Origin of the sequence: Xenorhabdus ehlersii (assembly GCF_003610465.1) — a bacterium.
Classification (GTDB): Bacteria; Pseudomonadota; Gammaproteobacteria; order Enterobacterales; family Enterobacteriaceae; genus Xenorhabdus; species Xenorhabdus ehlersii.
Genome location: NZ_RAQI01000005.1, coordinates 143608 through 164224, shown reverse-complemented (window position 1 = coordinate 164224; position 20617 = coordinate 143608). Strand labels below are relative to the sequence as shown.

The 20617-nt window shown below is 44.0% G+C and carries 16 protein-coding genes and 1 other RNA gene; 4 read left to right on the top strand and 13 right to left on the bottom strand.

What is annotated here, in order from left to right:
- Positions 1-253 precede the first annotated feature (253 nt).
- From zapA to BDE27_RS15480, 3 genes are all read left to right on the top strand, one after another.
- Entirely contained in the window at positions 254-559 is a 306-nt protein-coding gene (gene zapA, locus BDE27_RS15490) for a cell division protein ZapA (RefSeq protein ID WP_099131639.1), read from the top strand.
- Positions 560-706: 147 nt separating this feature from the next.
- Positions 707-890, top strand: a non-coding RNA gene (ssrS, locus tag BDE27_RS15485) — 6S RNA.
- A gap of 54 nt (positions 891-944) precedes the next feature.
- On the top strand, positions 945-1541 hold the full coding sequence (locus tag BDE27_RS15480; RefSeq protein WP_099131638.1) for a 5-formyltetrahydrofolate cyclo-ligase: 597 nt from the start codon (positions 945-947) through the stop codon (positions 1539-1541).
- Positions 1542-1653: 112 nt separating this feature from the next.
- On the opposite strand, the gene serA is transcribed toward BDE27_RS15480, so the two are convergent.
- Positions 1654-2895, bottom strand: a complete 1242-nt coding sequence (serA, locus tag BDE27_RS15475; RefSeq protein ID WP_099131637.1) for a phosphoglycerate dehydrogenase — start codon at positions 2893-2895, stop codon at positions 1654-1656.
- 270 nt (positions 2896-3165) lie between these two features.
- Positions 3166-3825 carry a ribose-5-phosphate isomerase RpiA gene (gene rpiA, locus BDE27_RS15465; protein ID WP_099131636.1) on the bottom strand — a complete coding sequence of 220 codons (660 nt, stop codon included), beginning with the start codon at positions 3823-3825 and terminating at the stop codon, positions 3166-3168.
- A 165-nt stretch (positions 3826-3990) separates the two neighbouring features.
- Here rpiA and BDE27_RS15460 point away from each other — a divergent pair, with 165 nt between their 5' ends.
- On the top strand, positions 3991-4896 hold the full coding sequence (locus tag BDE27_RS15460; protein WP_099131635.1) for a LysR family transcriptional regulator ArgP: 906 nt from the start codon (positions 3991-3993) through the stop codon (positions 4894-4896).
- On the opposite strand, the gene BDE27_RS15455 is transcribed toward BDE27_RS15460, so the two are convergent.
- The 11 genes from BDE27_RS15455 to ampD all read right to left on the bottom strand — a co-directional run bounded on the left by BDE27_RS15455 (position 4893) and on the right by ampD (position 20285).
- A complete protein-coding gene (locus BDE27_RS15455) occupies positions 4893-5627 on the bottom strand; it encodes an oxidative stress defense protein (protein WP_099131634.1) in 735 nt (244 codons plus the stop codon). The two genes, BDE27_RS15460 and BDE27_RS15455, sit on opposite strands and share 4 nt — an antisense overlap.
- Before the next feature lie 80 nt (positions 5628-5707).
- Positions 5708-6349: an arginine exporter ArgO gene (gene argO / locus BDE27_RS15450; RefSeq protein ID WP_099131633.1), complete on the bottom strand. Its 642-nt coding sequence runs from the start codon at positions 6347-6349 to the stop codon at positions 5708-5710.
- Between the two features lie 138 nt (positions 6350-6487).
- Positions 6488-7360 carry a small-conductance mechanosensitive channel MscS gene (mscS, locus tag BDE27_RS15445; protein ID WP_099131632.1) on the bottom strand — a complete coding sequence of 291 codons (873 nt, stop codon included), beginning with the start codon at positions 7358-7360 and terminating at the stop codon, positions 6488-6490.
- A gap of 193 nt (positions 7361-7553) precedes the next feature.
- A complete protein-coding gene (locus tag BDE27_RS15440; RefSeq protein ID WP_099131631.1) occupies positions 7554-7925 on the bottom strand; it encodes a YacL family protein in 372 nt (123 codons plus the stop codon).
- 193 nt (positions 7926-8118) lie between these two features.
- Positions 8119-10716 carry a bifunctional aconitate hydratase 2/2-methylisocitrate dehydratase gene (gene acnB, locus BDE27_RS15435; RefSeq protein ID WP_099131630.1) on the bottom strand — a complete coding sequence of 866 codons (2598 nt, stop codon included), beginning with the start codon at positions 10714-10716 and terminating at the stop codon, positions 8119-8121.
- A 390-nt stretch (positions 10717-11106) separates the two neighbouring features.
- Positions 11107-12534, bottom strand: a complete 1428-nt coding sequence (lpdA, locus tag BDE27_RS15430; RefSeq protein ID WP_099131629.1) for a dihydrolipoyl dehydrogenase — start codon at positions 12532-12534, stop codon at positions 11107-11109.
- Positions 12535-12736: 202 nt separating this feature from the next.
- Positions 12737-14587 (bottom strand): pyruvate dehydrogenase complex dihydrolipoyllysine-residue acetyltransferase, encoded by a 1851-nt coding sequence (aceF, locus tag BDE27_RS15425; protein ID WP_099131628.1) that lies wholly within the window; start codon positions 14585-14587, stop codon positions 12737-12739.
- Positions 14588-14600: 13 nt separating this feature from the next.
- On the bottom strand, positions 14601-17264 hold the full coding sequence (gene aceE / locus BDE27_RS15420; RefSeq protein WP_099131627.1) for a pyruvate dehydrogenase (acetyl-transferring), homodimeric type: 2664 nt from the start codon (positions 17262-17264) through the stop codon (positions 14601-14603).
- A gap of 238 nt (positions 17265-17502) precedes the next feature.
- Entirely contained in the window at positions 17503-18267 is a 765-nt protein-coding gene (pdhR, locus tag BDE27_RS15415; RefSeq protein ID WP_099131626.1) for a pyruvate dehydrogenase complex transcriptional repressor PdhR, read from the bottom strand.
- A gap of 615 nt (positions 18268-18882) precedes the next feature.
- On the bottom strand, positions 18883-19737 hold the full coding sequence (ampE, locus tag BDE27_RS15410) for a beta-lactamase regulator AmpE (protein ID WP_099131625.1): 855 nt from the start codon (positions 19735-19737) through the stop codon (positions 18883-18885).
- The gene (gene ampD / locus BDE27_RS15405) at positions 19734-20285 is read right to left on the bottom strand and encodes a 1,6-anhydro-N-acetylmuramyl-L-alanine amidase AmpD (RefSeq protein WP_099131624.1); all 552 of its coding nucleotides are present in this window, start codon (positions 20283-20285) and stop codon (positions 19734-19736) included. Before ampD ends, ampE begins: the two co-directional genes overlap by 4 nt.
- Positions 20286-20617: the final 332 nt, after the last annotated feature.

The following is a 20617-nucleotide window of genomic DNA, read 5'->3' as shown; positions in this document are numbered from 1 at the left end:
TACTTTATATCTATAACTAATTGACTGGGATAAGTGAACATTGCCCAAAAGCAGCAGTTTGAAGATGAAGGGAAGAAAAAGGGGCTTTTGGTATTGTACGGTAATGATTGGTGTCGGCCTTGTTTTATACCATAATTTACTTTATACCCAATAGATTTCAAATTATAGCTCTGGCAACAAAGCCGCAATTTGAGAGATAAGGGATATATATCAACATCAAGGTATCGGCACAATAATAAATCAGGAAGGTGTCATGTCTGCACAACCAGTAGATATTCAGATTTTTGGGCGGTCATTACGTGTCAATTGTCCAACAGAGCAGATTGAAGCGTTGCAAGCTGCTGCTGAGGAACTTGATCAGCGTTTGCATAACCTTAAAGAACGCACCAGAGTCACTAACACTGAGCAACTGGTTTTTATTGTGGCACTGAATGTCTGTCACGAGTTGGCACAGGAGAAGATGAAAACCCGTGATTATGCTTACAATATGGAACAAAAAATAAAAATGCTCCAGCAATCCATTGAAAAGGCACTGTTAGAGCAAGGTAAAATTACCTGATACTCCTACCCGTCAGCTAAATCTTGTTGATAAATCAGGCAGTAGTCACTATAGATTAATATAAGCAGTTGCTTTCTTCGTTTAGTTCCATACAATAGGCTTCATAGCGTTGCTTAAAGCCTATTTAGTTGGTTTAAGCAGCAAAAAATTTCTCTGAGGTGTTCGTGAGCAGGGAAGTCCCCTGAGCCGATATTTCATCTCTATAGAATGTGGTGCTACGTTTCTTGTGAGCATGCTTGGCTAGACCAAGAAGCCTAATAGCAACGACGCTGCGTTCACCTTGAACCAAGGGTTCAAGGGTTACCACCTGTAACGGCATCTTGGAGAACCTCCCATTCTTTATCTGTTTTGTATCCTTTTCTGCGTTAATTAACAGGCAGGTATCATGCAATCAGATGCTCCTTTTTCTCTGCGCAAATCCATTAGAAAAAAAATTCGGCAACTACGTCAAAATCTATCTCCCGAACAACAATTGCAATTTGCCCAGCAAGCCGTTAAACAGGCTATAGCTCACCCTAAGATCCAGCAAGCTGACAAAGTTGCCCTTTACCTCTCCTTTGATGGGGAATTAGATACACGTCCGCTAATGCAACAACTTTGGCAGCAAAACAAACAGGTCTACTTGCCAATATTGCATCCTTTCAGCCGGAATCACTTGCTGTTTCTCCGTTATTGCGCAGACACGCCTCTTATTCGCAACCGTTTTAATATCGAAGAGCCTCAGTTGGATATCCGGCAGGTTTTACCCATCTCCGAACTTGATGTCATGTTTATTCCTCTGGTCGCTTTCGATTGTACGGGGCAACGCCTGGGGATGGGCGGCGGTTTTTACGATAGGACTCTCGCGAAATGGCAACAACAGAATTTTTATCCGATTGGATTAGCTCATAATTTGCAGTTAGTTGAGAAACTGCCCAGTGAGAGTTGGGATATTCCTCTGCCAGAGATCATTACACCAGAAAAAGTATGGCAATGGATATGAATTAGTATGCTACTCAGTGAGTTAACAGGGACTATTGTGCCTTCAATAGCCCCTTATTTTTAATGCGTTTTTTCGTCTTAATCAATAATGACCTTTAACCAGTCATTATATCTTAGTAAAGCAAGCGAGAACGGATCGTGCCTGGCAAGGATTTTAGTTTCTGCAAGACCTGTTCAGCTTGAGCTGAATTCTGCGTCGTAATATCAATCACAACATAACCAATACCGCTGTCAGTCCGCAGATATTGAGCATCAATATTGATTTCTTGCTCAGTGAACACTTGGTTAATACTAGTCAAGATACCTGGGCGGTTTTCATGGATATGCAGTAATCGGTTAGTATCCTTGGCATGAACAGGGAGCGATACTTCTGGGAAATTGACCGCTGATAATGTAGAACCATTGTCAGAATATTTGACCAGTTTACCTGAAACTTCATAACCGATATTTTGCTGGGCTTCTTGCGTCGATCCCCCAATATGTGGCGTCAGCAGCACGTTATCAAACTGGCTTAATGGTGAGATGAAAGGATCATTGTTTGTTGCAGGTTCATGAGGAAAGACGTCGATCGCCGCACCAGAGAGGTGCCCAGTTTCCAACGCGTTGCTGAGTGCATCAATATCGACCACAGTGCCGCGTGATGCATTGATCAAAATCGAACCTGGTTTCATCAATTCCAGTTCTGCCGCGCCAATCATATTTTTGGTTGAAGCGGTTTCAGGAACATGCAGGCTCACGACATCACTCATATTCAACAATTCAGACAAATGATGAACTTGCTGTGCATTACCTAATGGCAATTTATTTTCAATATCATAGAAATAGACATTCAGGCCAATATTTTCAGCCAATATGCCAAGCTGTGTACCAATATGCCCGTAACCGATAATACCTAATTTTTTACCACGCGCTTCGTAGCAGCCTTTTGCTTGCTTATCCCATATCCCATTGTGGGCTTTGGCATTCGCCTCAGGAATACGGCGCAATAGCAACAACAGCTCACCTAATACCATTTCAGCGACCGAACGCGTATTAGAAAAAGGGGCATTAAATACCGGAATACCACGACTTGCTGCGGCTTTCAGGTCAACCTGATTAGTACCAATACAAAAACACCCAACTGCAACCAGCTTTTCCGCTACGCCGAAAATCTCTTCGGTCAATTGGGTGCGGGAACGAATTCCGACAAATCGGGCATCACGGATCGCTTCTTTCAATTCTTCAGGTTCTAATGCCCCTTTGTGATATTCAATATTGCTGTACCCTGCCGCTTTTAGGCTATCTACTGCGCTTTGGTGAACGCCTTCCAGCAGCAGAAATTTAATTTTGTCCTTTTCTAAAGATACCTTAACCATTTGCCCACCCTAGTTGTACTCACTTTCATAATGCATATCGATTCCACCAAAATAACAAAAAAAACAGTAACGGCAATACAATCGATTGCTTATATTACAGAATAAGCAACAGTAAATAAGTTGTTATGCAAAGTAAAATAATTCGTTACGGGATAAAGACAGAGTTTTGAGGTTTTTTTAGACAGAAAAGTGATATATATCACTAAATTTTCCATTTTGAATAAATATAAAAATATTTTGAGGGCAGATTATTCTGCCCTCAATAAATGATTATTCAGTGAGCGTCTTAACGCCATCCGCAGTACCTACCAGCATCACATTAGCTCCTCGATTAGCAAACAGTCCCACCGTTACCACGCCAGCGATCCCATTGATCTTATCTTCTAACTCAATGGGATCGACAATAGAGAGATTGTGAACATCCAGAATATGGTTGCCATTATCTGTTACTACGTTTTCACGATAAACCGGTGTTCCGCCCAATTTCACCAGCTCACGAGCCGCATAAGCCCGTGCCATTGGGATGACTTCAACTGGCAGAGGGAATTTGCCTAACACATCGACTTGCTTAGACGAATCAATAATACAAATAAATTTCTTCGCAACCGCCGCGATGATTTTTTCTCTGGTTAACGCTGCGCCGCCACCTTTGATCATCTGCATTTGGCCATTAATTTCATCAGCACCATCAACATAAATATCCAAAGTGTCAACCTCATTGCAGTCAAACACAGGAATACCGAGACTTTTCAATTTCTCAGTTGATGCCTCTGAACTTGACACAGCACCTTCAATTTTATCTTTGATAGTGCCTAACGCATCAATAAAATGCGCTGCGGTAGAACCTGTACCAACACCGACAATTGTGCCCGTTTTAACGTATTCTAATGCCGCCCAACCTACTGCTTTTTTCAGTTCGTCCTGAGTCATATTGATCACAGCCTATAATCAGTTACAAGGAAAAATCTGACGGCTAGTATAAACAATATTGGCTCACCTCATGAAAAAATATGGCATAGTGCTGGTTAGGCCACATAATGGTTTTAATATTGAGCTGTAACACAAAAAGAGCAAACACGGAGAATCTTATTTTCAATGAAACGTCCTGATTACCGATCATTGCAAGCATTAGATGCAGTGATCAAAGAACGTGGTTTCGAGCGGGCAGCGCAAAAACTTTGTATTACCCAATCAGCGGTATCCCAGAGAATCAAGCAATTAGAAAATATGTTTGGTCAGCCGCTATTGGTACGCACTGTTCCTCCCCACCCTACAGAACAAGGGCAAAAGTTACTTGCGCTATTACATCAGGTGGAACTACTGGAAGCGCAATGGCTTGGTGATGAAAATAGTAATGAGATCCCGTTATTGCTTTCCCTTGCTGTTAATGCGGACAGCCTGGCGACGTGGCTTTTACCGGCTCTCCACCCTGTTTTATCCGATTTGCCTATTCGGCTAAATATTCAAGTGGAAGATGAAACCCGGACTCAAGAGCGTTTGCGGCGTGGTGAAGTTGTCGGAGCGATTAGTATTCAATCCCAGCCTTTGCCAAGCTGTTTAGTTGATAAATTAGGTGCTCTGGATTACCTGTTTGTAGCCTCTCCAGCGTTTGCAAACCGTTTTTTCCCGAATGGCGTCACGCGTTCAGCATTACTGAAAGCACCTGCGGTTGCATTCGACCATTTAGATGATATGCATCAAGCATTTCTACAACAGAACTTCGATTTATCACCGGGAAGTGTGCCCTGCCATATCGTGAATTCTTCCGAAGCATTCGTTCAATTGGCAAAACAAGGTTCGACTTGTTGCATGATCCCACACTTGCAAATCGACAAGGAGCTAAAAGCCGGTGAGTTAATCGATCTCACACCAGGACTATGCCAACGCCGTATGCTTTATTGGCATCGTTTTGCGCCTGAAAGTGGAACGATGAGAAAAGTCACTGACACCCTGCTAAAACGAGGGCGCCAGATGTTACGTCAGGAAGATGAAACTCATTAACGCTGTAATTCAAAAACAGCATCAACGTGATCAGAAAACTCAATACTCTGTGGCTCATAAGTTTCACTGGCTGGGTCAGAAGCTGGTGCTGCCAACAGATCTGTCTGGTATTTCAGACGGCTCATAGGAACAGGCACAGCTTCAGGCGCACGGTAATTAATGCTATATACAGGACCTAACTTACTGTTGAACCCTTTTGCCAATGTAGTTGCCTGTTGAATAGCATTCTCAATAGCTTTTTGTCTGACTTCATCACGATAACGTTGCGGATTGCTTACACCAAACTGAACAGAGTTAATTTCATTCAGCCCTGCTTTCAGGGCACCATCCAATAAGGCATTCAGTTGCTCTAGCTTGTGAACTTTCACTTCAACTGAACGCGACGCCCGATAACCTGTAATACTCGATTTTCCACTCTTTTGTTCATATTGATATTCTGGCTGGGTGCGCAAATTAGCAGCATCAATATCTTTCTTTTCGATGCTACTGTTTTTCAGAAAATCAAAATATTTCGCAACCCGTTCATCGACTTTTTTCTTTGCTTCTGCCGCACTCTTTTGCGTTTCACTCACATGGATTACCAAAGTAGCCATATCTGGTGCCGCTTTAACTATCGCATTACCAGAGGTGGAAATATGTGGAATAGAGAGTGAATCAGCAGCGGAAGCTGTCATGCAAGACAGGCTTCCTAAAGCCATCATTGCAGCCAATACCAGTGATTTACGTTTCACAAGACCTCCTAAAGTTACATGAATAAGGTGCTTTCAGAAACATTAGCACACTATCTATAGAGAAGTAATCTATAGCGTATCTATGGAGAGATATTGTAATTAACAAAAAATCTATATCCTTGCTTAATTAAGCTCCAGGCGATATACCACATCACACAACCAACGAAGATATTGATGATCCGTTGTGCTCTGGGCCGATTAAGGACAGGTGCAAACCACGCAGATAAGAATGACAAGGCAAAAAACCAACTGATCGATGCCATTACTGCTCCGGTGGTAAACCACGGCCGAAGCTCGGCTGACAATTGTCCTCCTATGCTTCCCAATACGACAATGGTATCCAAATAAACATGAGGATTCAGCCATGTCACAGCGAATAGCGTTACTATGACTCGCCAACGGCTTTGGACAGTTTTTTCAGTACCGGAATGTTCGACTTCTGCCGATAACGCTGTTCGAAAAGCCCCCCATCCATACCATAGTAAAAATGCGACGCCTCCCCATGTCACAGTTTGCAATAAAAGTACCGATTGTCCCAGTAAGGCACTACCACCAAATATCCCCGCTATGATGAGCAGAGAATCACTGGTGGAACATAATGTTGCACTCATTAAATGGAACTGCTTTCTGCTCCCTTGCTGCATCACAAATACATTTTGTGGCCCAAGCGGAAGGATCATCGCAGCACTAAGAAAAAAGCCCTGAATAAATGTTGAGAACATGCAAAGATTCCTAATAATTATTCAATTAGTTACGATATCAATGCATATTAAACAAGATGACGCATTAGTAAAAATGAATGATTCTAATAGATCATTAGGAAAGGTGATGTGAGAAATTCTCACATCACGATATCTTGATTATTCGTCCGTCTTCTTCTGTAAAACACTATTTTGCTGATGCAGATAAACATCCATTTGCGGGAAAGGAATGCCGATATTGTGTTTATCCAAAGCACGCTTAAAGTTTTCCATCAAATCCCAGTAGACATTCCAGGCGTCACCATTGGTGGTCCACACACGCACAATAAAGTTCAATGATGAGGGAGCCATTTCATGCAGGCGGATAGTGACTCCTTTTTCATGTTGAATGCGTTTATCTTCTTGAATCACATCACCCAACACTTTTTTCACTTCATCAATATCCGCATCATACGCGACCCCCACCATAATTTGGGTACGGCGGTCAGGTTCACGGCTGGTATTGATAATATTGTCTGCAATAATTTTACCGTTGGGGATCACAATGATACGGCCATCTGCCGTGCGCAATGTTGTTGAGAAAATCTGCACTTGCATGACCGTTCCTTCCACAGCGCCAATACTGACATATTCGCCAGTACGAAGTGGGCGGAAAATCACCAATAGCACACCAGCAGCAAAATTAGACAGTGAGCCTTGTAATGCCAGGCCTACCGCCAAACCTGCGGCACCAATTACAGCAATCACAGATGCGGTCTGAATGCCCAATTTCCCAAGAACAGCAATAATCGTAAATGCTATGATAGCGTAACGAATAATCGCGGATAGAAAATCAGAAATGGTGGTATCAATGCCACGCAGTGACATAACACGCTTAGTTGCTTTATTAGCCAATTTGGCAATAAATAAGCCAACGATAAGAATCAAAATGGCAGATACAATGTTTACCGCATACTGAATCAGTAGATCCTGATTGTTGGTAAACCAACTTGCCGCTTTATCAATCTCATGTGACAGATTGATCTTTTCCATACAAAGTCCACCGTTATTGTTGGAACCTATCTCCATTCGATGCCGTTACTCACAATGAACGCCACCAGCAGGGTGTAGGCTCCTGTTCAAAAATAGTTTTCTGTTCAAAAAAATAGAAAACCACTATCACAACACAAAAATGTAATGGAATATAAATTATGGCAGAAAGCCTTCATTGCTTGAACACTAATCCTTACGTTTTCTTTTTTTGTAAAATAAATTCTCTGTAATCAGCCAACATATCGATAAAATCGTCTGTCCCACAAAAAGCCAAACTCTCGTTATCGTAGTAACTCATTCCTTCTTCTATAACCTCTGTATCAAATTGAAGTTGATTAGCCCTGATCATGATCTCATCTTCACTCATCAATAGCGTATATTCATGACCAGCCAACTGCCACTGGCGTTCACTCCCTTTAATCTCTTGCAAGGCCACAATGATTTTATCCAATACACGCAAATCGCCTTTCACTTCTTCATTCAACCAATGACCAATGGCTTCATGATCCATTGAAAAGGATGTTGTTACTTGGCCGGTAATATCCTGCATAAATTCATATTCCATCACATACCCCCTCACCCACTATTTTTACAAATGCCAAATAATTCCATTTGGATTTTAAACAGTTCTGCTACCTCCACCTTGGAAGCAGTCCACAAACTGATACAAAAACTACTACGAAATTGTTATAAAACGGTAGGCAGAAAAACAAAAAAAGGGGAAGCATTTGCCTCCCCATGCATTGCAATATACTTTTTTATACTGCGGTTTGGAAGATCACATCTTCCGCTTTTTCTGTGTATTGATTCAATTGATCAAAATTAAGGTAGCGATAAGTATCTGCAGCGGTTTCATCGACTTGAACCATGAACTGCAAATACTCTTCTGGCGTTGGCAAGCGTCCCAACAATGAAGCGACAGCCGCCAACTCCGCCGAAGCAAGGTAAACATTGGCACCGGAACCAAGGCGGTTAGGGAAGTTACGAGTAGAAGTGGATACCACTGTTGCACCATCCGCCACACGCGCCTGATTCCCCATACACAATGAACAACCAGGGATCTCAATGCGTGCCCCGCTCTTGCCGAAAACGCTGTAATAACCTTCTTCCGTCAATTGGGCGGCATCCATCTTAGTCGGAGGAGCAACCCACAAGCGAGTCGGTAGCTGGCCTTTATGCTGATCCAGCAATTTACCCGCCGCACGGAAATGACCAATATTCGTCATGCAAGAGCCAATGAAAACTTCGTCAATTTTACTGTTAGCTACTTCAGATAACAGACGTGCATCATCAGGATCATTAGGCGCACATAAAATAGGCTCTTTAATGTCTGCCAGATCGATCTCAATAACCGCTGCGTATTCAGCATCTGCATCCGCTTCCAATAATTGAGGATCTTTCAGCCAGTTTTCCATGCCGATAATACGGCGTTCCAATGTCCGGCGATCACCATAACCTTCCGCAATCATCCATTTCAGCAAGACAATATTCGACTGCAAATATTCAATAATTGGCTCTTTATCCAGCTTAATGGTACATCCTGCCGCAGAACGTTCGGCAGACGCATCAGCCAACTCGAACGCCTGTTCGACTTTGAGTTCTGGCAAACCTTCAATCTCAAGAATACGGCCAGAGAAGATGTTTTTCTTGCCTTTCTTCTCAACGGTCAGCAAACCTTGCTGAATCGCATAATAAGGAATGGCATGAACCAGATCACGCAAGGTTATTCCGGGTTGCATTTTTCCTTTAAAGCGAACCAGTACGGATTCTGGCATATCCAACGGCATGACGCCTGTTGCCGCAGCAAATGCCACCAGACCTGAACCAGCCGGGAAAGAAATACCAATTGGGAAACGGGTATGGGAATCTCCACCTGTACCCACAGTATCTGGCAACAACATACGGTTCAACCATGAGTGGATAATGCCATCTCCCGGACGCAGCGATACCCCACCACGGTTCATAATGAAATCAGGCAAAGTATGGTGTGTCGTCACATCAACAGGCTTTGGATAGGCAGCGGTATGACAAAATGATTGCATGACCAGATCCGCAGAGAAGCCCAGACACGCCAAATCTTTCAACTCATCCCGCGTCATTGGCCCAGTGGTATCCTGAGAACCCACAGACGTCATCTTAGGCTCACAATATTCCCCCGGACGGATACCGCTCTTACCACACGCACGTCCAACCATTTTCTGCGCCAATGAGAAGCCACGATCGCTTTTCGCCACCGCTTTTGCCTGACGGAACACATCACTCAGTGGCAAACCCAATGATTCACGCGCTTTGCCAGTCAAACCACGGCCGATAATCAATGGAATACGACCACCCGCACGTACTTCATCGATCAGTACATCGGTTTTCAATGCAAAAGTAGCCAATAACTCATTTGTTTCGTGATGGCGGATTTCACCTTTATAGGGATAGATATCAATTAAATCCCCCATATTCAGTTTGGAAACATCCACCTCAATTGGCAACGCACCCGCATCTTCCATAGTGTTGAAGAAAATGGGGGCAATTTTTCCACCCAGCACCACACCAGCACCCCGTTTATTGGGCACAAACGGAATATCTTCTCCCATAAACCACAATACGGAGTTAGTTGCCGATTTACGGGAAGAGCCAGTACCGACAACATCTCCAACGTAAGCCAATGGATAACCTTTCTTGCTCAGGGCTTCAATTTGCTTAATTGGGCCTACGACACCGGCTTGATCAGGCTCAATACCTTCACGGGCATTCTTAAGCATAGCCAAAGCATGTAGGGGAATATCAGGGCGTGACCACGCATCAGGGGCAGGAGAAAGATCATCGGTGTTGGTTTCCCCCGTAACCTTAAAGACGGTAACGGTGATTTTTTTCGCTAATTCAGGGCGTCCAAGAAACCATTCTGCATCAGCCCACGATTGCATAATCTGTTTGGCATAGACATTACCCGCTTTTGCTTTCTCTTCTACATCATAGAAACTGTCGAACATCAGCAAAGTATGAGAAAGTGCTTTCGCCGCAATTGGAGCCAACTTTTCATCATCCAGGGCATCAATTAAAGCGTGGATATTATACCCACCCTGCATGGTTCCCAATAATTCAATGGCTTTTTTCTGAGTCACCAAAGGAGAGGTAGTTTCTCCCTTAGCAACGGCAGCAAGGAAACTTGCTTTAACATAAGCAGCTTCATCTACTCCAGGAGGAACACGATTGGTCAGTAGATCTACCAGAAAAGCTTCTTCACCTTTAGGTGGGTTCTTCAGTAATTCGACCAGCGCTGCTGCTTGAGCTGCGTCTAACGGCTTAGGGACGATGCCTTGAGCTGCACGCTCGGCTACGTGCTTGCGGTATTCTTCTAGCACGACTTTCTCCTCGCTCTCATTGTCATTTTATATACCCGGCTGTCAGCACCCGCTAATGATCATTGAAAATGATCATCTGAAAACAATCATCAAGGGTGCCAGGTCAGAGGATTTTGCTCGCATAACATTAGAATTATGCTCAGCTTCGGGCGTTTAGCATACCAAAATTTGAATAGCATGTTAATTCATTCACATAAAATCAACATTGAACCATAATAAAATTCTGGATAAATGAGCTTAGAAAGGGTATTAAAGTTTTAAATGCTACCTGTTGTTATTTTGGCCTGAAAATTCCTTAATTTCTCTCTGTAAACATCTGCAAATAAAAACGGCTTCCCTATTTGAAAGCCGTTTGGAATTTTTTCTTAACCTACTACAAAATCTAAAGAATTACTTCTTTTTCTTTGCTTTAGGGTTTGGTAAGTCAGTGATGCTGCCTTCGTAAATTTCCGCAGCCATACCAATTGATTCGTACAGTGTTGGGTGAGCGTGGATAGTCAGAGCGATATCTTCTGCATCACAACCCATTTCGATAGCCAGACCGATTTCACCCAGCAGTTCACCGCCGTTAGTACCAACAACAGCACCACCAATAACGCGGTTAGTTTCTTTATCGAAAATCAGCTTGGTCATACCATCTGAACAGTCAGATGCAATTGCACGGCCAGATGCTGCCCATGGGAAAGTCGCAGTTTCGTAGCTGATGCCTTTTTCTTTCGCTTCTTTCTCAGTCAGACCAACCCATGCTACTTCTGGCTCGGTGTAAGCGATAGATGGAATCACTTTTGGATCGAAGTAATGTTTCTTACCAGAAATAACTTCAGCAGCAACGTGACCTTCATGGACACCTTTGTGCGCCAGCATTGGCTGACCAACGATATCACCGATAGCAAAGATGTGAGGCACGTTAGTACGCATTTGTTTATCCACGTGGATAAAGCCACGATCATCAACTTCAACGCCTGCTTTGCCAGCATCAATCAATTTACCGTTTGGTACACGGCCGATAGCAACCAGAACCGCATCATAACGCTGTGGCTCTGCCGGTGCTTTCTTACCTTCCATTGTTACGTAGATGCCATCTTCTTTAGCTTCTACCGCGGTCACTTTAGTTTCCAGCATCAAGTTGAACTTCTTACTGATGCGCTTAGTGAACACTTTAACAACGTCTTTATCCGCCGCAGGAATAACCTGATCGAACATTTCTACCACGTCGATCTGAGAACCCAGAGCGTGGTAAACAGTACCCATTTCCAGACCAATAATACCACCGCCCATAACCAACAGGCGCCCTGGAACCGTTTTCAGCTCCAGTGCATCGGTAGAATCCCATACACGAGGATCATCATGTGGAATGAAGGGTAGCTGAATTGGGCGTGAACCCGCTGCGATAATGGCATTCTCAAAATTAATCGTTGTTGCGCCGTTCTCGCCTTCTACTACCAGAGTGTTAGCACCTGTAAATTTACCAACACCGTTAACAACGTTAACTTTACGGCCCTTAGCCATACCGCCCAGACCACCTGTCAACTGAGAAATAACTTTTTCTTTCCAGAGACGGATCTTATCGATATCAGTTTGTGGTTCACCAAACACGATACCGTGTTGTGCCAGTGCTTTTGCTTCTTCAATCACTTTGGCAACATGAAGCAGAGCTTTGGATGGGATACAACCAACATTAAGGCAAACACCACCCAAAGTAGAGTAACGTTCAACCAGAACAGTATCCAACCCTAAGTCCGCACAACGGAAAGCAGCAGAATACCCTGCCGGGCCTGCACCAAGCACCACTACCTGGGCTTTAATTTCAGTACTCATCATGACCTCTTAATTGTTTGTCCGGCGAGTCAGACGAAAAAAAAACATATTCCACCGGGACGTACACACCGCGAGCAGTTTACAGAATTGTAAATAACCTGAAAAGCGCGTTAACGTGACAGAAATCCCAACCTGCCAGATGCAAGGTGAAAATCTCTGTCACGGTAGTAATCATTAGGCCGGTTATTTACCGGCCTTTGCATTACATGACCAAACGGCGGATGTCGCTCATCAATTGATTAATATAAGTGATGAAACGTGCACCATCTGCTCCGTCGATCACACGATGGTCGAAAGACAGAGACATAGGCAGAATCAGACGTGGAACAAATTCCTTGCCATTCCAGACTGGTTTCATGGAAGAACGAGACAGACCCATGATTGCCACTTCTGGCGCATTCACAATTGGTGCAAAACCGGTAGTACCGATACCACCCAGGCTAGAGATGGTGAAGCAACCACCCTGCATGTCGGAAGCGGTCAGCTTACCAGCACGTGCTTTCTTAGAAACTTCAGCCAATTCTCTGGACAGTTCCATGATGCCTTTCTTGTTGACGTCCTTGAATACAGGAACAACCAGGCCGTTAGGTGTATCAACCGCAATACCGATGTTGACATATTTTTTCAGGATCAGCTTCTGGCCATCTTCAGAAATGGAGCTGTTAAAGCGAGGCATTGCTTCCAGTGCTTTCGCAGCGGCTTTCATGACGAACACCAGCGGAGTGATTTTCACGCCCAGCTGTTTCTTCTCAGCTTCTTTATTCTGCTGTTTACGGAACTCTTCAACTTCAGTGATATCCGCTTCATCGAACAGATTAACGTGAGGGATCATGACCCAGTTGCGGCTGAGGTTAGCACCAGAAATTTTCTGGATACGGCTCATTTCAACTTCTTCGATTTCACCAAATTTGCTGAAATCAACTTTTGGCCAAGGCAGCATACCTGGCAGACCACCGCCCGCAGCCGCAGGTGCTGCTTCCGCACGTTTAATCGCATCTTTCACATAAGACTGAACGTCTTCGCGCAGGATGCGACCTTTACGGCCAGTACCTTTTACTTTAGCCAGATTTACGCCAAATTCACGAGCCAGACGACGAATGACTGGAGTAGCGTGAACATAAGCGTCATTTTCAGCAAATTCATTTTTGCCTTCTGCTGGCTTGCTTACTGCTGGCGCTGGTGCCGCTTTCGCAGGTTCAGCCGCCGGAGCCGGAGCCGCCGCTGGTGCTGCCACAGGGGCTGCACCCGCAACTTCAAATACCATGATCAGAGAACCGGTTTTAACTTTATCACCAGCCGCAATTTTGATCTCTTTCACAGTACCTGCAAAGGGTGCAGGAACTTCCATCGAAGCCTTGTCACCTTCAACCGTGATCAGTGACTGCTCTTCAGCAATAGTATCACCTACTTTTACCATGATTTCGGTCACTTCAACTTCGTCACCACCGATATCTGGTACGTTGACTTCTTTGACCGCAGAAACCGCAGGCGCGGCTGGAGCCGCTGCCGGTGCTGCCGCTGGAGCTGCACCAGAACCTGCCACGTCAAATACCATGATCAGAGAACCGGTTTTAACTTTATTGCCTGCCGCAATTTTGATCTCTTTCACAGTACCTGCAAAGGGTGCAGGAACTTCCATTGACGCCTTGTCACCTTCAACAGTAATCAGTGACTGCTCTTCAGTAACAGTATCACCTACTTTTACCATGATTTCGGTCACTTCAACTTCGTCACCACCGATATCTGGCACATTCACTTCTTTGCTTTCTACTGCTGCTGGTGCCGCTGCTTGCTGCGCAGGTGCCGCTTCTGCTGCACCGTTTGCGGATTCAAAAACCATAATCAGTTTGCCGGTTGCAACTTTATCGCCAACCACAACTTTGATTTCTTTAACTACACCCGCCTGTGGAGAAGGAACTTCCATAGAAGCTTTGTCACCTTCAACCGTGATCAGTGACTGTTCTGCTTCTACTGTGTCACCAACTTTCACCAGAATCTCGGTAACTTCAACTTCATCTGCACCAATATCAGGTACGTTAATTTCGATAGACATTAATCTTTACCTCTTATGCCAGACGTGGGTTAACTTTTTCTGGGTTGATGTTGTATTTCTTGATAGCGTCTTCAACGACTTTCACATCAACTTCGCCACGTTTAGCCAGTTCACCCAGAGCTGCAACAACCACATAAGAAGCATCAACTTCAAAGTGATGACGCAAGTTTTCACGGCTGTCAGAACGACCGAAACCGTCGGTGCCCAATACACGATAGTCGCTTGCAGGAACGAAGTTACGTACTTGCTCTGCAAACAGTTTCATATAGTCAGTAGAAGCAACTGCTGGAGCTTCATTCATGATCTGAGCAATATAAGGAACGCGAGGTTCTTCTGATGGGTGCAACATGTTCCAACGCTCACAATCCTGGCCATCACGAGCCAGTTCAGTGAAGGAAGTTACGCTGTACACATCGGAACCGATGCCGTATTCAGCAGACAGGATTTTCGCTGCTTCACGAACATGACGCAGGATAGAGCCAGAGCCCAGCAGCTGAATTTGACCTTTCGCACCTTCCAGGCTTTCCAGCTTGTAGATACCTTTACGGATGCCTTCTTCAGCACCTTCAGGCATGGCTGGCATGTGGTAGTTTTCGTTCAGTGTGGTGATGTAGTAGTAGATATTCTCTTGTTTCTCACCATACATACGCTCCAAACCATCTTGCATGATAACAGCAACTTCGAAAGCGAACGCTGGATCGTAAGAGATACAGTTAGGAATAGTCAGAGACTGAATATGGCTGTGGCCATCTTCATGCTGCAAACCTTCACCGTTCAGAGTTGTACGACCAGAAGTACCACCAACCAGGAAGCCGCGAGCTTGCTGGTCACCCGCTGCCCAGCACAGATCACCGATACGCTGGAATCCGAACATGGAGTAGTAGATGTAGAATGGGATCATTGGCAAGTTGTTGGTGCTGTAAGAAGTTGCAGCAGCCAGCCAAGATGAAGCAGCACCCAGTTCGTTGATACCTTCTTGCAGGATCTGGCCTTTTGCGTCTTCTTTATAGTATGCAACTTGCTCACGGTCTTGCGGAGTATACTGCTGACCATTAGGGCTGTAGATACCGATTTGACGGAACAGACCTTCCATACCGAAGGTACGGGCTTCGTCAGCAATAATTGGAACCAGACGATCTTTGATTGACTTGTTCTTCAGCATAACGTTCAGTGCACGAACGAAAGCGATAGTGGTAGAAATTTCTTTGGATTGTTCTTCCAGCAGAGAACTGAATTCTTCCAGCGCTGGAATTTCCAGTTTCTCGTCGAAATTAACGCGACGGCTTGGTACATAACCACCCAGTGCGTTACGACGCTCATGCAGATATTTAGATTCTTCAGAGTCTTTGTCGAAAGTTACATATGACAAGTTTTCGATCTGCTCATCAGATACAGGCACACTGAAACGATCGCGGAATTGACGAACGCCTTCCATGTTCATTTTTTTAACCTGGTGAGCGATGTTCTTACCTTCAGCGGTATCACCCATACCGTAACCTTTGATGGTCTGAGCCAAGATTACAGTTGGTTTGCCAGTGGTATCCTGTGCTTTTTTCAGTGCAGCGTAAACTTTCTTCGGATCGTGACCACCACGGTTCAAAGCCCAAATTTCGTCATCAGTCATATCTTTAACTAATGCAGCAGTTTCTGGGTAACGACCGAAGAAGTGTTCACGAACATAAGCGCCATCTTTAGACTTGAATGTCTGATAGTCGCCGTCCAGCGTTTCGTTCATCAATTGAACCAGTTTACCGCTGGTGTCTTTACGCAGCAGTTCGTCCCAACGCTCACCCCACAGGACTTTCAGTACCTGCCAGCCAGCACCGCCGAAGATACCTTCCAGTTCGTTAACAATTTTGCCGTTACCGGTTACTGGGCCATCCAGACGCTGCAAGTTACAGTTGATGATGAATACCAGGTTATCCAGTTTTTCACGAGTTGCGATAGTGATCGCACCTTTAGATTCTGGTTCATCCATTTCACCGTCGCCCAGGAAAGCGTAAACGGTTTGTTTAGAGGTATCTTTCAGACCACGATTTTCCAGATATTTTAGGAATTTAGCCTGATAAATAGCGGAGATTGGTCCCAGACCCATTGAAACAGTTGGGAACTGCCAGAAGTCCGGCATCAATTTTGGATGCGGGTAAGAAGACAGGCCATTACCACCGATTTCTTGACGGAAGTTGTTCATCTGTTCTTCAGTCAGACGACCTTCAAGGAAAGCACGGGCGTAAACGCCTGGAGAAATGTGACCCTGGAAGTATACCAAATCACCGCCATCATTTTCGTTACGAGCGCGGAAGAAGTGGTTAAAACAAACTTCATAAACAGTAGCGGAAGACTGGAATGAAGCCATGTGACCACCCAGTTCCAGATCTTTTTTAGATGCGCGCAGAACGGTCATCACCGCATTCCAGCGGATAGCAGAGCGGATACGGCGCTCTAAATCCAGGTTGCCAGGGTAAGCAGGCTCATCCTCAACAGGAATAGTGTTGATGTAATTGCGGCTTGCAGCACCTGCAGCAACATTAACGCCACCTTTACGAGCTTCGTTCAAAACCTGATCAATCAGGAACTGAGCACGCTCAACACCTTCTTCACGGATGACCGATTCGATCGCCTGTAACCAATCGCGAGTTTCGATCGGATCCACGTCATTTTTCAAAATATCTGACATGGTGTATTCCTTATCTGTTATCTATTTCTAATGGTTATTGGAGCCTATCTTCTGGTCATACCTTTTGACGAAACTGCCTGTTATGACCGGAAGATAGGCCCTGCTATATATTGCCGCTAAAACTCTCGGTAAAGAGTCGACAACTGTACAAACGCAGCAGTCAGGATCTGTACAGTTAAGTTAGAACCTATCCCATTCGGGAATGTGATTTGTCTACGACGCCCTAAGGGACAGGCTCTTATTCCTGATGTTGCTGGAGCCGCCTCAATGAACGCTCACGACGAGTACGCTCACGAGTCAGATCCAATAAAACTTCTTCAATAAAGGCCAAATGACGATGAGAAGCCTCACGGGCTTTTTCCGGTTCTCTCGCCATGATAGAGCGAAAAATTTCAGCCCTATGGTCACTAACTGCTGCCAACATTTCTTTACGGGTATAAATGACTTCAAAATTGCGCCTGATATTTTGTTCTAACATTGGGATCATACAGCGCAATAAATGCAGCAATACCACATTATGGGCAGCTTCCGTGACAACAAGTTGGTATTGCAAGACAGCATCAGATTCCGCATTCACATCACCACTTTGTTGTGCTTCTTGAATGGCAAGATGGCTTTGCTCAATGCGTTGGAAATCCTCATCAGTTCCTCTCAGGGCTGCATAATAAGCAGCAATCCCCTCTAACGCATGACGCGCTTCAAGGAGATCGAACTGGGATTCTTGATTCTCTGCAATAAGTTGGGCAAGTGGGTCGCTGAAACTTTGCCACAGATTGTTCTGTACGAAAGTTCCGCCCCCTTGACGACGGAAAAGAAAGCCTTTGGCTTCCAATTTTTGAATGGCTTCGCGCAATGAAGGACGTGATACTTCAAACTGCTTTGCTAGCTCACGCTCAGGCAGCAGTTTTTCTCCCGGGCGTAGCGAGCCTTCGAGAATGAGCTGTTCAAGACGCTGCTCAATCACATCTGATAACTTTGGTTGGCGAATCTTGCTATAGGCCATATCTGCTGTAAGCCATTCAATAAGTAAATGTTGCTTTGGACTATGCCCTGCTCAACTAAGTCTCACTGACTAAATCTTAGTCATTAAACCCTAGTTAACAGGTCAAAGTCAATTGGTAATACCAATTTAGAATACAGGGTCTTAAAGTAACAAAGTATTCACTAGCTGTCTATAAAGACCTTGGGCTAAATCATAAAAATCTGCAAATTTTAACAAAAGATTTTAAATTTTATTAGAAAATTATAACCGAAGAGGATTTTCAGATGAGAGATATTAAGAAGATTTAACGTTTTTCAAACGCATAGATGAGTAAAGTGAAACGTTACAGCAAGATAACAAATCGGAATTTATGCAAAAAATATGAATTAAAATTCAAGGTAAAAATCATTACAGACAATCCATAAGTCAATCAAAATAGCCAAACTCAAATAGCGACTCCCGATGCCACTGGTAAGCTCAAGCCGCTATCCCTAAAAATTCCCCCAGCGCTATTCTTGTTGCCATAGCAATGTATCAATTTCCTTATACCAAGACTTATTATTCTAAGAGCAAAATAATTTTAAAAAGAAAATCAAAAAATAAAGGGCCTACCTAGCCCTCTATCTCTCTTGTTTGTCAAACTAATGCCCCATAAATCGTCAACAATGCGACAATAATCACAATAGTAAAGGTAGCTTTTTTCGCTAACGTTACAGCAGCAACAGGCGTTTCTATAGGGTCAAGATGGGGTTCTTTACTTAATGCAAATTGTGCTAATTGACTGATTACCTTGTATTGTGATGACCGAAAATCAGTGAGTGATGCAATCCAAGCGGGTAAGGCTTTCTCTCCATGTCCTAACAAAGCATAGGCAATACCTGCCAATCGTGCAGGAAGCCAATCCAGCCAATGCAGTATGCCGTCAACGCCAGATTGTGCTCTCTGCACTGCCGTTGCGTGCTGGGCCAACCAACTTTGATAAGCTCTGAGGCAACCATATCCCATCAAAACCGCCGGACCGAATTTACCCAATACAGCCAACCAAAAAATAGGGGCAAGATAATAACGGAAATTTATCCAAATCAATGAATTCTGTATCTCACGTAAGCGCTCTTCTTTTGTGGTGTCAGGTAATGTTCCCTGAATCATCGTCAGACGAGCAAGATACTTTTTCTGCTGTCCAAAATCATCCTGGCGCACAGCCTGGAGATATCCACGGTAATCATGCCGCAACCTGCCTGCGCCAATACATAACAGACTGATTATGATACCCAGCACAATCGCCAGAATACCAAAAGCAACAGAGCTAGAAATATCAATAAGCTTCCATGTCAATAAAGCGACCAGAAAGGTCATGCCCAAGCTACCCCATAGTGAATGTGATTTGAGTCTGGCAAAAGCCGGGACTAAATAGCGTTCCAGTTGCCAGTGATCCCTCATCTTAAAAACACGTTCCCATGCCAGTATTAACAATAGAATAAAGAGAGTCATCCAACTCGCTCCTTCAATAATTGACGGTAATGTTCCCAATAAAAATAAGGTCCGGGATCGGTTTTCCTTCCCGGCGCGATATCGCTGTGTCCTGTAATATTGTCACGAATATCAGGATATTGGCTAATAAGCAGCTCAGTAACTTCCGCTAATTTAGTGTACTGAATTTCAGTAAATTCCTCATAATCTGTGCCTTCCAGTTCAATGCCTATCGAAAAATCATTACATTTATCACGGTCACAGTAGCAGGAAACACCAGCATGCCAAGCTCTTTTATTGAAAGGAACATATTGTACAATCTCACCATCACGCCGGATTAAGCAGTGAGCAGAAACACGTAAGTGCTTAATTTCATCAAAAAAAGGATCGGTTTTAGGATCTAATGTTCCCATAAATAATTGATCAATATAAGGGCCACCAAACTTGCCAGGAGGTAAACTAATGTTATGAATAACCAATAATGCTGGTGTTTCTCCTTCTGGGCGCAGATCACAATGCGGGGAAATAACCTTTCTCGCACCATCAATCCACCCTTCATGCAGCTTCATTCTTTTACCTCCCCCCTTAATATTTAATATCACCTTGCCAAAATCACTATTCCAATATGACCAATATCAATCAGCTTCATTAAGCGTAATGCCATGGCTTAAAGTGTAACAGGTTAGCATGTTAGCACCTTCAATCGGCCAATATATCGGGTGTTTTCTTATTTACGGGCAGGCTCGAAAAATTTGTGCAAAAAAATGTAATATAAAGTTATTTTTTCGAGCTGGCTTCATAATTTTTATTAACCATATTTTATTTTTCTCTTTTTTCTCCATGATTATTGGCGCCGATACCCAATAGATTGCAACTTAAAAGATGAGGGGTATATCTGCTA

Excerpts from the sequence above, each read along its gene's own strand:
- zapA (WP_099131639.1), top strand. The coding sequence starts at position 254 with ATGTCTGCACAACCAGTAGATATTCAGATTTTTGGGCGGTCATTACGT.
- BDE27_RS15480 (WP_099131638.1), top strand. The coding sequence starts at position 945 with ATGCAATCAGATGCTCCTTTTTCTCTGCGCAAATCCATTAGAAAAAAA.
- serA (WP_099131637.1), bottom strand. The coding sequence starts at position 2,895 with ATGGTTAAGGTATCTTTAGAAAAGGACAAAATTAAATTTCTGCTGCTG.
- rpiA (WP_099131636.1), bottom strand. The coding sequence starts at position 3,825 with ATGACTCAGGACGAACTGAAAAAAGCAGTAGGTTGGGCGGCATTAGAA.
- BDE27_RS15460 (WP_099131635.1), top strand. The coding sequence starts at position 3,991 with ATGAAACGTCCTGATTACCGATCATTGCAAGCATTAGATGCAGTGATC.
- argO (WP_099131633.1), bottom strand. The coding sequence starts at position 6,349 with ATGTTCTCAACATTTATTCAGGGCTTTTTTCTTAGTGCTGCGATGATC.
- mscS (WP_099131632.1), bottom strand. The coding sequence starts at position 7,360 with ATGGAAAAGATCAATCTGTCACATGAGATTGATAAAGCGGCAAGTTGG.
- BDE27_RS15440 (WP_099131631.1), bottom strand. The coding sequence starts at position 7,925 with ATGGAATATGAATTTATGCAGGATATTACCGGCCAAGTAACAACATCC.
- lpdA (WP_099131629.1), bottom strand. The coding sequence starts at position 12,534 with ATGAGTACTGAAATTAAAGCCCAGGTAGTGGTGCTTGGTGCAGGCCCG.
- aceF (WP_099131628.1), bottom strand. The coding sequence starts at position 14,587 with ATGTCTATCGAAATTAACGTACCTGATATTGGTGCAGATGAAGTTGAA.
- aceE (WP_099131627.1), bottom strand. The coding sequence starts at position 17,264 with ATGTCAGATATTTTGAAAAATGACGTGGATCCGATCGAAACTCGCGAT.
- pdhR (WP_099131626.1), bottom strand. The coding sequence starts at position 18,267 with ATGGCCTATAGCAAGATTCGCCAACCAAAGTTATCAGATGTGATTGAG.
- ampE (WP_099131625.1), bottom strand. The coding sequence starts at position 19,737 with ATGACTCTCTTTATTCTATTGTTAATACTGGCATGGGAACGTGTTTTT.
- ampD (WP_099131624.1), bottom strand. The coding sequence starts at position 20,285 with ATGAAGCTGCATGAAGGGTGGATTGATGGTGCGAGAAAGGTTATTTCC.